Genomic DNA, 13,207 nt, shown 5'->3' with positions numbered 1-13,207 from the left:
CGAAGCTTTCCGCGAACGCTTCACCTGTAACATTCATGCATGGTGGCAGAGTGGCGTCCGGGCTGGCTGTTCAGGCAGCATCCAGAAAAATCAGGCCCGGCATGGATTGCCGGGCCCTGTAACCGTTGGGGGGGACGTGAATCAGCCCTTCAGCCGGGCGTTGCACACGCTGTAATACCCGCCGCCACGCTGGATCCAGCGCAGGCCGCCATTGGCGTTGGTGGCCTTGTTGGCGTTGTACTGGTCAAGGCAGGTGTGCAGGCGGGCCTTGCCTGCTGCTTCCTTGCTGTATTTGGGGGAAACGGCATCGGGCAGCGTGGCGTTGGTGGACACGGGGGCGGCAGCCGGGGCGGATGCCTTTGGTGCGGCCGGTGTCGCAACGGGGCTGGCGGCAGGGGCTGCCGGTTCCGCGGCCTTGGTTTCGGGGGTGGCGACGTCGCCGCACTGGGCGGTCTTGAAATCCTTGTAGCTCTGGCCGTTCAGCGTGCCTGCGGTGCGGGCGGTGGTGAACTTCTGGTGGCACGACTTGGAGGTTTCGCGTGCATGCGCGGCACCTGTGGACAGTGCGAGGGCAAGCACGGAAGCAGTTGCGATCCTGAAGCGGAAGGATGTGGTCATGGGGTTGGTCGGTCCTGAAATGACGGTTGTGAAAATATGTGGGTTACAGCGCGCTGTCGCCCGTCTCCCGCGTGCGGATGCGGATGACGCTCTCAAGCGGGGAGATGAAGATCTTGCCATCGCCAATCTTGCCGGTATGGGCGGCTTCCAGAATGGTTTCCACCGCCTGTTCCACCAGATCGTCGGTCACGGCGACCTCGATCTTGATCTTGGGCAGGAAACTGACGTGGTATTCCGCCCCGCGATAGATTTCGGTCTGGCCTTTCTGGCGGCCAAAACCCTTGACTTCCGATACGGTCAGCCCCTGAATCCCCAGCGGGGTCAGGGCTTCACGCACATCGTCGAGCTTGAAAGGCTTGATGATGGCTGTGACAAGCTTCATCTCACCGCGTCTCCATTCTGCTGTCCGGCCGGGCTGACCGTGTGTGAAAGATAAAGTAACATCCCGTCTATACCCTGATCGGGTGATACATGTCATCCGCCTTCGCACATCCGATGTGGTAAGCGCGCTTGTGCCTTCCCCGTGGGGGGGAGTAAATCCGACGGGCTTGCCGCACCTGCCCGCAGGGCCAGAACAGGAAACGAAATGACCGCGAACATGTCCTCCACCACCACGTCCGGACCCCTTGAGGTCGATGTCTGCATCGTGGGGGCGGGACCGGTGGGTGCGACGCTTGCCTGCCGCCTTGCCACAGATGGCATGAAGGTCGCGATCATTGACCGCGCGGCCCTGCCGCCCATGGAACATCCCGCCTTCGACGGGCGCGCCTATGCCATTGCCGCGGGCTCGCGCCGCCTGCTGGAAGATGCGGGCGTGTGGCAGCGCCTGCCCATGGATTCGTGCGATATCCGCGAAATCCGCGTGACTGACGGCAGGCCGGGACGCCCGCCGTCGCGCCTGTTCCTTGAATTCGGGCGGGAAGACGCCGACCAGCCCTTCGGTGCGATGATCGAGGCGCGTGCCCTGCGCGTGGCGCTGAATGCGTCCCTGCACGCGACGCCGGGCCTGCATGTTTTCGCCCCCGATGAAGGCGTGGTGACCCGGAACCCCGATGGCGCGGTCATCCGCACCACCAGCGGGCGCGTCATCCATGCGCGGCTGGTTGTCGCGGCCGAAGGGCGGCGCAGCCCGCTGCGTGATCAGGCCCGCATTACCGTCACGCGCCTGCCCTACAACCAGTGCGGCATCGTCTGCGCCGTGGCCCATGAACGCCCGCATGAAGGCCGTGCGCTGGAACACTTCCTGCCCGCCGGTCCCTTTGCGCAGCTGCCCATGGCGGGCACGGCCGAACACCCCAATCTGTCCGCCCTTGTCTGGACCGAAAGCGAGAAGGCGGCCCGCCGTCTGGCCGACCTGCCGCATGACGCTTTCGCGCATGAAATCCGCCGCCGCATGGGCGATGACTGGCTGGGTGCGGTCAACCCGGTGGGGCGGCGGTGGGTCTATCCGCTTTCGGCGCAGTACGCGCAGCGTTATATTGATACGCGTCTTGCCCTGGTGGGGGATGCGGCGCATGGCATCCATCCCATTGCGGGGCAGGGGCTGAACCTTGGTTTCCGTGATGTCATTGCCATGGCGGACATCCTGCGCGGCGTGCATGCGGGTGGCGGGGATGTGGGTGCGGTGGATGTGCTGCGCAGGTATCAGGCCCGCTGCCGGCCCGCCAACATGCTCATGCTGGTGGCGACCGATGCGCTGGAACGCCTGTTTGGCAACGACAACCCGGTCCTGCGGCTGGCGCGCGACGTGGGGCTTGCGACCGTCAACCGCATCACCCCGCTGCGCCGCAGCTTTGCCCGGCACGCCATGGGCCTGTAAAACGGGGACCGCGACGAATAACAGGGCCTCAGGGCCGGAACGGATGGCTTAATGTCTGAAAAGCAGCCTGCTGGCATTCCCATGGATACACGCACGCGTCCCGTCATGCCGCCAACGCTGGGGCATGTGGACCCGACCGCGCTGTGGCAGGAAATCGTGAACGGCGCATGCGGGTGCAATGACCCGCTGGTCAAGGGGCTGCTGGCCACCGGCATCCGCAACCATGCATCCTTCCGCTGTGCGCTGGCCGCCCTGATCGGACGCAAGCTGGGGGACCGTTCGGTGGCGGATGACGCGCTGGCCGAACTGGTGAGCGAGGTGTTCGACGCCGATCCCGGTATCGTCAGTGCGGCGGCGGCCGATCTGGTCGCCATCCGTGAACGTGACCCGGCCACGGCCAATTACGTGACGCCCTTCCTGTTCTTCAAGGGGTATCACGCAGTGCAGAGCTACCGCGTGGCGCACTGGCTGTGGCACAACAACCGCAGCTATCTGGCGCTGCATCTGCAAAGCCGGTGTTCCGAACTGTTTGCCGTCGATATCCATCCCGCAGCAACGCTGGGGCGGCGTATCCTGCTGGACCACGGCACGGGCATCGTGATCGGGGAAACCTCGGTGCTGGAGGACGACGTCTCCCTGCTGCAGGGCGTGACCCTTGGCGGCACGGGCAAGAACGTGGGCGACCGCCACCCCAAGGTGCGTCGTGGCGTGCTGATCGGGGCCGGGGCCAAGATCCTGGGTAATATCGAGATCGGGGAGGGCGCCAAGGTGGGGGCGGGCTCCATCGTGCTGGAATCCGTGCCGCCCTACACCACCGTGGTGGGCAATCCCGCCCGGATCGTGGGCACGCGGCATTCCAGCCTGCCGGCCTTCACCATGGACCAGATGCTGCCGCCGATCGATTATATCATCTGATGACCGAATTCGTTTTCAGGCCGCATGTCGCGGTTATCGGCGGTGGCCCCGCCGGGCTTGCCGCAGCCGAAGTCCTGTCCGCCCATGGCTGCGGTGTCAGCGTGGTGGAACAGATGCCCACCATGGGGCGCAAGCTGCTCATGGCCGGGCGGGGCGGGCTTAACCTGACCCATTCCGAACCGGCCGACGCCTTTGCCGCGCGGTATGGCGCGGCGCGTCCGATGATGGAGCGCGCCCTGCGGGCCTTTACCCCGCAGGATATGGTGAAGTGGGCCGGGGAGCTGGGACAGCCCTGCTTTACCGGCAGCAGCGGGCGCATCTTTCCCCGCGCCATGAAGGCGTCACCGCTGCTGCGGGCATGGCTGGCGCGGCTTGCCGCGCGTGGCGTGCGCCTGCTGACGCGCCACCGCTGGGACGGGTGGGACGCGGATGGCAGGCTGCGGGTGTCGGGTCCCGGTGGCCCGGCCTGCTGGCGCGTCAACGCAACTGTGCTGGCGCTGGGTGGGGCAAGCTGGGCGCGCCTGGGGTCGGATGGTGCATGGCGGGAACGCCTGCTGGGCCTTGATGTCGATGTCTCCCCATTCGTCCCGGCCAATTGTGGTTTCGTGACCGGGTGGCGTGACGCCTTCACCACCCGTTTTGCGGGCACGCCGCTGCGCGGCATCGCGCTGACGCTGGATAAGGGGGACACGGTCCGTGGCGAGGCCGTGGTCACTGGCGCAGGCATTGAAGGCGGCGCGGTCTATGCCCTGTCGGCTGCAATTCGTGACCGGATTGCACGCGATGGGCAGGCGCTGGTCCATATCGACCTGCGGCCCGCGCTGGATATGGCGGAAATTACCACCCGGATTGCGCGCGTGCGTTCGCGTGAAAGCCTGTCCAACACATTGCGCAAGGCGCTGCGGCTGCCACCCGTGGCCGTTGCCCTGCTGCGCGAAGGGGAAGGCGGACCACCAGCGCGTGATCCCGCTGTCCTTGCCCGGCTGGTCAAGGCGGTCCCGGTGATGCTGCGCGCGCCTGCGCCACTGGACCGTGCCATTTCGGTGGCGGGGGGAATCGCATGCACCGCGCTGGATGAACAGTTCATGCTGCGTGCGCTGCCCGGTGTTTTCGCCGCCGGTGAAATGCTGGACTGGGAGGCCCCGACCGGCGGTTACCTGCTGCAGGGCTGCATCGCGACCGGCCGCATGGCGGGGCAGGGTGCATGGGAATGGTTGCGTGACTCGCAGCGCGGGCGGTATCCGTCAGCGCCATGAGTGTTGCGATCACGATAGGTGAACGGCGCGGGGCTACGGCAACCGATGCTCCCGTGGCGATGGATCTGGCGGAACTGCTGTCCACCCGCCTGCTGGTGCAGGGCAATTCCGGGTCGGGCAAGTCGCACCTGCTGCGCCGCCTGCTGGAACAGTCTGCGCGCATGGTGCAGCAGGCGATCATCGATCCCGAGGGCGATTTCGTCAGCATAGCCGAACGCTATGGCCATCTGGTCATCGACGCCGCTGAACATACCGAAGCGGCGCTGCAGGCGGCGGGCGAGCGGATGCGCATGCACCGGGCATCCGTCGTGCTGAACCTGGAGGGCGTGGATGCGGATGTGCAGATGCGCCGCGCTGCCGCCTTCCTTGGCGGCATGTTCGAGGTGCCGCGCGATTACTGGTATCCCGTGCTGGTCGTGGTGGATGAAGCCCAGCTTTTTGCGCCTGCGGCGGCGGGCGAGGTGTCGGATGAAGCGCGCCGTGCCTCGCTCGGCGCCATGACCAACCTCATGTGCCGTGGGCGCAAGCGCGGGCTGGCCGGGGTGATCGCGACCCAGCGCCTGGCCAAGCTGGCGAAGAACGTCGCGGCTGAAGCGTCGAACTTTCTCATGGGCCGCACTTTCCTTGATATCGACATGATGCGGGCCGCCGACCTGCTGGGGATGGAGCGGCGGCAGGCGGAAAGTTTCCGCGACCTTGAACGCGGTTATTTTGTCGCCCTTGGTCCGGCCATATGCCGCAGGCCGCTGGCGGTGAAAATCGGCCCGGTGGAAACCGAAAGCCGCTCGGCCGGTCCCACGCTCATGCCGTTCGAGCCGGTGCCTGCGGGCGATGAAATCCGCGAACTGATCCTGACCCCCGTGCCTGAACGCGAGATTCCGGCCCGGCCGCCGCGCAGTTTCAGCCCGCCCCCCGATATTCTGGCCCAGCTTGCCGCCCACGCCGAAACCGCGACCGTGGAGACGGCGGAAGACGAACCGCCCACCCCACCCGTGGATGCGGCAGCCCAGCGGTTGCGCTTTATCGAGATCCTGAGCGATATCCTGCGTGACGAAGATGCGGGCTTCCGTCCCGTGCATGTGCTGTATCAGGATTTCCTTGTCCGCTGCCGGATCGAGGGCATGGGGCGTGACGCGCTGGACATGCCGCGCTTCCGCCGCCTGCTGGCGGTGGCCAAGGCGGGCGTGGACGCGCAGACGGCGGAAAGCGGGCAGTGGCGGCAGGCCGAACAGATGGCTGTCGTGCTGCCCGATGATGTGCAGGGTATTTTCCTGCTGATTGCCCGCGCGGCCCTGCATGGTGAACCCTGTCCGTCCGACAGCCTGATCGCCCGCACTTATGGTACCCATTCACTGGGACGTGCCCGGCGGCAGCTGGCGTATCTGGAGGAGCAGAACATGATTGTCCTGCGCAATGACGGGCTGGGCCGGCGTAGTGCCGCCATTATCGGTCCCGGCTGGGAAACCGCCCCCGCCATGCCGGACGGGAACGGTTAGGACGTTTTCCAAAAAGCTTCAGGAAACGTCATCGTCCTGCATGGCATGAGGGTATCCGGTTTTCCCGTAGGGACGTCTGGACAACAAAAAACCCTGCCTTCGTATGAAGGCAGGGTTTTTTGTTGCTGGTGAGCCAGACGGCCTCAGCGCTTCCACCATCCCGTGCGACGGTGGGTGGTCGGGGCCGCATCCACGTCGACCGGCGTAATGGCCGTGTCCGCCGGGGCATCGGTGGCTTCCGCCGCCTCATCCGCCTTTTTGCGACGACGGCGGGTTGCCGTCGCGGTCGTGGCCGTCTTGCGGGTTGTGGTCCGCTTTTTCGGGGCGGGCTTTTCAGCCTTTTCCGCTTTGGCGTCCGCCGTTTTGGCCTCGGTCTCGACCGGGGCTGCATCGGCTGCTGCGTCTGCTACGGGTGCAGCCTTCTTGCGGCGCGTGACACGACGGCGCTTGGGGGCTTCTTCCGTGGCAGGTGCGGCGGCTTCGGTCGTGGCGGCGGGTGTTTCCACCGCCGGTTCCTCGGCCTTGTCCGCCGCCTTTGCCGCCGTGCGGGTGGTGCGGCGGCGTGTGGTGGCCGTCGTACCCGTGCTGCGGCTGGCCGCACGCTTGCGCGTGGGCTTGGCGGGGGCTGTTTCCTCAGCTGCCGGTTCGTCCGCCGGTTTTGCCCCGGTTTCCACTGCCGGTTCCTCGGCTACCGGTTCAGCAGCCTTGCGGCGGCTGGTCGTGCGGCGCGTGGTGGTCGTGCTGGCACGGCGGCGGCGCTTGGGGGCTTCTTCCGCAGCCGGTTCCGCAGGCGCGGGCGCAGCTTCGGGTTCGGCGGCTTCCGCTTCCACGGCCGGGGCGGCAGGTTCGGCAACCGGTGCGGGCGCGGCCTCGGCGTCCTGTGCCACGGGGGCAGCCCCGTTTTCCACCGGGGTGGTACGACGGCGCGTGCGGCGACGCGTGCGGCGCGGCTTGGTGGTTTCTTCCTCGGCCACGGGGGCCGGGGCGGCTTCCTCCACTTCGACCACGACCGGATCGGCTTCGACAACCACTTCGCTCGGTGCGGTTGTCTGTTCGATCACGTCAAAGATGTCGATGATCGCATCGCCATACGGATCGGCCGGGGTCGGGCCACGATAGGCTTCACGCGGCGCGGGTTCCGGTGCGGGCGCGGGTGCGACTGGAGCCGGTGCCTGTTCCGTCGCCGTATCCTCGGTTGCCTGCGTCTGTCCGGCCTGCGCTGCGGCGCCACCGCGACGGCGGCGACGACGGCGGCGGCGGCGATGGTCGGTGCCCGAGGCGATATCCTCGTCCTCTTCCGTCGTGGCGACGGCGTCGGGCGTGGCATCGGCTGCGGGCGGCTCGGCCTGGATCTGGATTTCACGCACATGGCTGCTTTCAGCCGGGGCGTGTTCGATCACCGGGGCGTCAAAGCGGGCCGTCTGCTGGCGTACGCGCTCGATCCTGCATTCCTGCGGCTGCAGGGCGGCATCGGGTGCGAAGGCAACCTGCATCTTGTGGCGGGTTTCGATTTCCGACAGCCAGTTGCGCTTGTGGTTGAGGATGTAGAAGGCGATTTCCGGCGCGACGCCAACGGAGATTTCCGCTGCCTTGCGCTGCATGCCTTCTTCCTCGATCGCGCGCAGCACATGCAGCGCCGAGCTTTCGATCCCGCGCACGATGCCGGTGCCCTGACAGTGCGGGCAGGGCATGAAGGCGGATTCGGCAATGGAGGGACGCAGGCGCTGGCGCGACATTTCCAGCAGGCCGAAATGCGAGATCTGGCCAACCTGGATGCGCGCGCGGTCGGTGCGCAGGGCGTCCTTCAGCTTCCGCTCGACCATGCCGTTGTGCTTGCGGCTTTCCATGTCGATGAAGTCGATGACGATCAGTCCGGCCAGATCGCGCAGGCGCAGCTGGCGGGCGACTTCCTCGGCAGCTTCGAGGTTGGTGCGCAGCGCCGTTTCCTCGATATTGCGCTCCCGCGTGGCGCGGCCCGAGTTCACGTCGATCGCGACCAGCGCCTCGGTCTGGTTGATGACCAGATAGCCACCCGATTTCAGCTGCACGGACGGCGAGAGCATGGAATCCAGCAGCCCTTCCACCTTGTAGTGGGAGAACAGGGTCTGTTCATGATCCTGCCACAGCTTCACCTTCTGCGCGTTCTGCGGCATGAGCATGCGCATGAATTCACGCGCGGACTTCCAGCCCGGCTCGCCATCAATCAGGATCTCGCTGACTTCGCGGGTATAGATGTCGCGGATGGCGCGCTTGATCAGGCTGGCTTCTTCATAGATCAGCGCGGGCGCGACCGATTCCAGCGTATGCTGGCGGATGTCGTCCCACAGGCGCAGCAGGTATTCGCAGTCGCGCATGATTTCGGCGCGCGGGCGCTGGGCGCCGGCGGTGCGCACGATCATGGCCATGCCGCGCGGGATCTGCAGTTCGGTAATGATGTCGCGCAGGCGACGGCGGTCAGCCACCGACGTGATCTTGCGCGAAACGCCCCCGCCGCGCAGCGAGTTGGGCATCAGCACGCAGTAGCGGCCCGCCAGCGAGACGTATGTGGTCAGCGCCGCGCCCTTGTTGCCGCGTTCTTCCTTGACCACCTGCACCAGCAGGATCTGGCGGCGGCGGATGACTTCCTGGATTTTATAGTTGCGCAGGAAGCGCGCGATGCGGCGCTGGGCCTGCGCTTCGTCGCCGGTATCGTTTTCACCGCCTACGGTCTCGGGCTCGTCGCCGTCCTGATCAACCGGGGCGTCGGCCTCGTCTTCGGCGCGGGGAGCGTCGTCTTCCTCGTCATCGCGGGCGCGGCGTTCTTCTTCCGCGCGGCGTTCCTCTTCCTGCAGCGCCAGCAGCTTTTCGCGGTCGGATACGGGGATCTGGTAATAGTCAGGGTGGATTTCACTGAAGGCAAGGAACCCGTGGCGGTTGCCGCCATAATCCACGAACGCAGCCTGAAGGCTGGGTTCCACGCGGATAACCTTGGCCAGATAGATGTTGCCCTTCAGCTGCTTTTTTGAAGCGGCTTCAACATCGTAATCTTCCAGGTGGTTACCATCCATCACGACCACGCGGGTTTCTTCCGCGTGGGTCGTGTCGATCAGCATGCGTTTGCTCATAAATAGGCGCACTCCGGTATGTCACGTTCCGGCATCCGGGCTGCGCGCGTCTTCCGTGGCGGCAGGGGGACGTAAGGGGAACGGACAGAAACATGAAAAAACAGGCGACCGGACCCGGACGGAACACCACCGCGCGGCGCGCGGGCGGACAGGCCATGGCTGACATGCGGATGCAGCGCCGTGGCGCCGCCCGCGTTCGGGCATGGGGTCATCGCATGTGCGGCAAAAACCCGCGTGGTGTTCAATCCATCCTCGGTCATGGCTGGGGAGGGCGCTGCCCGGCCTTATTGCCGGAGCGGGACCTTCCGTATCGACGGGTATGCCATCCGGTTTCCTGTCGATGGGGAACACCGGCGCGGCAGCGTCAGGTCGTGCGCGGCATGTGCCCCCACGCCGTGGCGTGGCCGGAAAAAGGCCGGTAAGCGTATGTCGCGCATGCATGATGCATGCCGGATGGAGAAAATCATGCCTTCTGGCATCCTGCCGTTTCGGACATGCCAGCAAGGCAGCCGGACTTGGCGTGGTCCATCACGGCTGGGCAGCATGGCGCAATGAATCCATTCCTGCAAGGGGGGCGTGCGTTTATCCCGCTGACGCCCGGCCCGTACGGTGATAAGGGAAGCGGACGGACCCATAACTGTTTTGACCGGAACAAAATGCATGCCCACAGGCCGGCCGGATGGAAATGACGCCTACCCCCGCGCGCCATGGCGCGATGACGGGCGCACGCGCGTGCCCGACCTGACGCGGCGCATGCTGGTGGGGGGGCTGACGGGACTGGTGCCGTCGGCTGCACTGGCGCGGGTGACGGCGCATGCGCCCGTTCATGCTCATGCGCCCGCCGCAGCCGCCCGTCATGTCGCCCATCCGGCCCATGCGCCGCTGCATGCCCCCGCCATTGTGGGCCGCGCCGCGCCGCCAAAGCCGCTGGTCATGCTGGACCCCGGCCATGGCGGCAAGGACCCCGGCGCGATCGGCATTTCCGGCACGTACGAAAAGCATGTGGCGGAAGCCGCGGCCAGCGAACTGCAGCGCCAGCTTGAGGCCAGCGGGCGGTACCGCGTCGCGATGACGCGCGCGGATGACCGCTTCATCCCGCTGGAGGGACGGGTGGACATCGCCCATAGCCACAAGGCGTCGCTGTTCATATCCATGCATGCCGATGCCCTGACCAACCGCGCCGTGCGCGGGGCCAGTGTCTATACCCTGTCATCGAAGGCGTCGGACCGGCAGACGGCCATGCTGGCGCAGACGGAAAACAGCGCCGACCGCTATGGCGGCCCGCAGGTGCATGCGGACTCTCCCGAAGTGCAGGAAATCCTCGCCAGCCTCGTGACCGAGGAAACCCGTCACGGCGCCGCCCACATGGCCAGCAGCATCGTCACCTCCTTCCGCCCGCGCATCGGGCTGTTGCAGCATCCCTCGCGCCATGCCTCGTTCGTGGTGCTGAAATCGGCCGATATCCCCTCGGTCCTGGTGGAAATGGGGTTCATGTCCAACCACATGGATGAAGCAGCCCTGCGTCAGGCCGCCCACCGCATGGTGGTGGCGGGCGCCATGGTGCAGGCGATCGACCGCTATTTCGCAACCGACAGCATGGTAACCCATGCCACGGGCTGACGCGGCGGCGCGATGGGGCATGGCGGCCCGGCCGCGTGATGGGCAAAGCGGACGCTTTTACGGTTGCAATCGGGGGGCGGGCCTGTATTGTGCGCGCCATGGTAACAATGACGCACATTGCCGGGGCTGGAACGGGCGCATACGCGCACCTGTCCGCGCGCGCATGTGCCGGTGCCGGGCTTCTTCGTCTTCGACTTATCCGCCCCTGAGCGATCAGGGCCGGCTGCGTGCCGGCGCGCCCAGGGGATCTGATCTCGCCGGTTCATGCCGGTTTGCGAACACGAATGACAGGGGCACGCAACCGTGCCGCCTCCCGTCCCACAAGAAGGTATTACCATGAGCATCGACCATCCTTCCTTTGGCCGTATCGACCCCAATCGCGTCATCATTTTCGACACGACCCTGCGTGACGGGGAGCAGTCGCCCGGTTTTTCCATGAACCTCGCGGAAAAGCTGCGCATGGCCGAAGCGCTGGAGGAACTGGGCGTGGACGTGATGGAAGCGGGCTTTCCCGTCGCGTCGAAGGGGGATTTCGACAGCGTTTACCAGATCGCGCAGAAGGTGAAGGACACCGTCGTGTGCGCGCTGGCGCGCAGCGGTGGCAAGAACGACATCGCCAGCGCGGGCGAGGCGATCCGGCCGGCGAAGCGCGGGCGTATCCACAACTTCATTTCCACCTCGCCGCTGCACATGAAGTACAAGCTGCGCATGGAGCCGGAAACGGTTCTGGAGGTGATCGAGGCCGGCAACCGCGCCGCCCGCCAGTTCACCGATGACGTTGAATGGTCGGCCGAGGACGGGTCGCGCACCGATCCCGACTTCCTGTGCCGCTGTGTGGAAACCGCCATCCGCGCGGGTGCGACTACCATCAACATTCCTGACACCGTGGGCTATTCCACGCCCGAGGACATGGCCCGCATCTTTGCCGACCTGCGCGCCCGCGTGCCGGGTGCGGACGGGGTGATCTTCTCCACCCACAACCACAACGACCTGGGGCTGGGTGTCGCCAACACGGTCGCCGCGCTGAAGGCGGGTGCGCGGCAGGTGGAATGTACAATCAACGGCATTGGCGAGCGCGCGGGCAATGCAGCGCTGGAGGAAATCATCATGGTGCTGCGCACGCGCCATGACGTGCTGCCGTTCACCACCGGCATCCATACCGAGCGCCTGCTGCGCACCTCGCGCATGCTGGCCACCATCACCGGCTTTGACGTGCAGCCCAACAAGGCCATCGTGGGCCGCAACGCCTTTGCGCATGAAAGCGGCATCCATCAGGATGGCATCCTGAAAAACGCCGCGACGTATGAAATCATGACGCCCGAAAGCGTGGGCTGGACCCGGTCATCGCTGGTGTTGGGCAAGCATTCGGGCCGTGCCGCCTTCCGCGACAAGCTGAAGGCGATGGGCTACGACAATCTGGAAGAAGCGCAGTTCAACGAGGCCTTCAGCCGCTTCAAGGATCTGGCTGACCGCAAGAAGGTCATCTATGATGAGGATCTGGTGGCGCTGGTTGATGATGAAGTGCGCGACCATGCCCGCATCCGCTTCATCTCGCTGGACGTGACCGCGGGGTCCCGCCGTCCCGCCACCGCCGATCTGGTGCTGGAGGTTGATGGTGAGCGCAAGGAAGGCCATGCGGAAGGGCAGGGGCCGGTTGACGCCGCGTTCAACGCAATCCGCGCCATTGTCGCCCATGATGCCACCCTGCAGCTGTATTCCGTCGGCGCCGTGACCGAAGGCAGCGACGCGCAGGCCCGTACCTCGGTCCGTCTGGAAGAAGGCGGCAAGCTGGTGGACGGGCAGGGGGCGGATGCCGATACGCTGGTGTCGGCCGTGCGCGCCTATGTCCATGCGCTGAACAAGCTGCTGGTCAAGCGTGACCGTGCCGAACCTGCGGCGCTGGATGCCTGACCGGCGGAAGCCGGGCTGCTTATGCCAGAACACCCCGCCACGGACTGTCCCGTGGCGGGGTGTTCTGCTGTAATGGGCCTGCTGCGCGCGGGTCAGTAGCCGTCATATCCTGCGGGATACGCGCCTTCCTGCTGCGGGTAGGCGCCCTGCTGGGGATAGCCTTCCTGTCCATATCCGGTGGACTGGCCGTAATAGCCACCCTGCTGCTGTCCGTAATACCCGCCCTGCTGCCCATAATATCCACCCTGCTGGGGATAGCTGGGCTGGGCATAGCCATAGCTGCCGCCCTGCTGCTGGGCGGGGTAGGCTGCGCGCGACGCGCCTGCGGCCGGCGGGCAGGACTGGGGGGAATAGCCCGGCGGCAGCACGCGCCCGTCGGGGCATATGGTGGACGGGGCTTCCGCGCGGGGACGGCGCGGGGGCGTTGTCGCAGCCCCGATCGCGGCCCCGCCGGCGCCACCCGCCAGC

Annotated in this window: 10 protein-coding genes; 6 read left to right on the top strand and 4 right to left on the bottom strand. The window is 66.2% G+C overall.

Translation table 11 applies throughout. From position 1 onward, the window contains the following. Nucleotides 1-141: 141 nt before the first annotated feature. Together B7449_RS12470 and B7449_RS12465 are read right to left on the bottom strand one after the other, a co-directional pair. On the bottom strand, nt 142-618 hold the full coding sequence (locus B7449_RS12470; protein ID WP_039735440.1) for a hypothetical protein: 477 nt from the start codon (nt 616-618) through the stop codon (nt 142-144). A 43-nt stretch (nt 619-661) separates the two neighbouring features. Next, nucleotides 662-1,000, bottom strand: coding sequence for a P-II family nitrogen regulator (locus B7449_RS12465; protein WP_010515060.1), 339 nt, complete (start codon nt 998-1,000; stop codon nt 662-664). A gap of 204 nt (nt 1,001-1,204) precedes the next feature. Here B7449_RS12465 and B7449_RS12460 point away from each other — a divergent pair, with 204 nt between their 5' ends. From B7449_RS12460 to B7449_RS12445, 4 genes are all read left to right on the top strand, one after another. Beyond that, nucleotides 1,205-2,437, top strand: a complete 1,233-nt coding sequence (locus tag B7449_RS12460) for a UbiH/UbiF/VisC/COQ6 family ubiquinone biosynthesis hydroxylase (protein WP_039735442.1) — start codon at nt 1,205-1,207, stop codon at nt 2,435-2,437. Nucleotides 2,438-2,542: 105 nt separating this feature from the next. After that, complete coding sequence (gene cysE, locus B7449_RS12455; RefSeq protein ID WP_373321490.1) at nt 2,543-3,352, top strand: serine O-acetyltransferase; 810 nt, start codon at nt 2,543-2,545, stop codon at nt 3,350-3,352. Further along, complete coding sequence (locus tag B7449_RS12450; RefSeq protein ID WP_039735444.1) at nt 3,352-4,608, top strand: TIGR03862 family flavoprotein; 1,257 nt, start codon at nt 3,352-3,354, stop codon at nt 4,606-4,608. The genes cysE and B7449_RS12450 overlap by 1 nt, the downstream gene beginning before the upstream one ends. Continuing rightward, nucleotides 4,605-6,104 (top strand): ATP-binding protein, encoded by a 1,500-nt coding sequence (locus B7449_RS12445; protein ID WP_039735445.1) that lies wholly within the window; start codon nt 4,605-4,607, stop codon nt 6,102-6,104. The genes B7449_RS12450 and B7449_RS12445 overlap by 4 nt, the downstream gene beginning before the upstream one ends. Nucleotides 6,105-6,247: 143 nt before the next feature. Here B7449_RS12445 and B7449_RS12440 read toward each other — a convergent pair whose 3' ends face one another. Continuing rightward, nucleotides 6,248-9,208: an Rne/Rng family ribonuclease gene (locus B7449_RS12440; RefSeq protein WP_039735446.1), complete on the bottom strand. Its 2,961-nt coding sequence runs from the start codon at nt 9,206-9,208 to the stop codon at nt 6,248-6,250. Nucleotides 9,209-9,868: 660 nt separating this feature from the next. On the opposite strand from B7449_RS12440, the gene B7449_RS12425 reads away from it, so the two are divergent. Together B7449_RS12425 and B7449_RS12420 are read left to right on the top strand one after the other, a co-directional pair. Then, a complete protein-coding gene (locus B7449_RS12425; protein WP_039735449.1) occupies nt 9,869-10,828 on the top strand; it encodes an N-acetylmuramoyl-L-alanine amidase family protein in 960 nt (319 codons plus the stop codon). A 336-nt stretch (nt 10,829-11,164) separates the two neighbouring features. After that, nucleotides 11,165-12,739 carry a 2-isopropylmalate synthase gene (locus tag B7449_RS12420; protein ID WP_039735450.1) on the top strand — a complete coding sequence of 525 codons (1,575 nt, stop codon included), beginning with the start codon at nt 11,165-11,167 and terminating at the stop codon, nt 12,737-12,739. Between the two features lie 92 nt (nt 12,740-12,831). On the opposite strand, the gene B7449_RS12415 is transcribed toward B7449_RS12420, so the two are convergent. Continuing rightward, the coding region (locus B7449_RS12415; RefSeq protein ID WP_048883673.1) for a hypothetical protein at nt 12,832-13,207 on the bottom strand (376 nt) is incomplete at its 5' end.

The organism is Komagataeibacter intermedius TF2 (assembly GCF_000964425.1).
GTDB lineage: Bacteria > Pseudomonadota > Alphaproteobacteria > Acetobacterales > Acetobacteraceae > Komagataeibacter > Komagataeibacter intermedius.
Note: the sequence above shows the minus strand (reverse complement) of the source record. Positions and strands in the feature narration are given on the sequence as shown.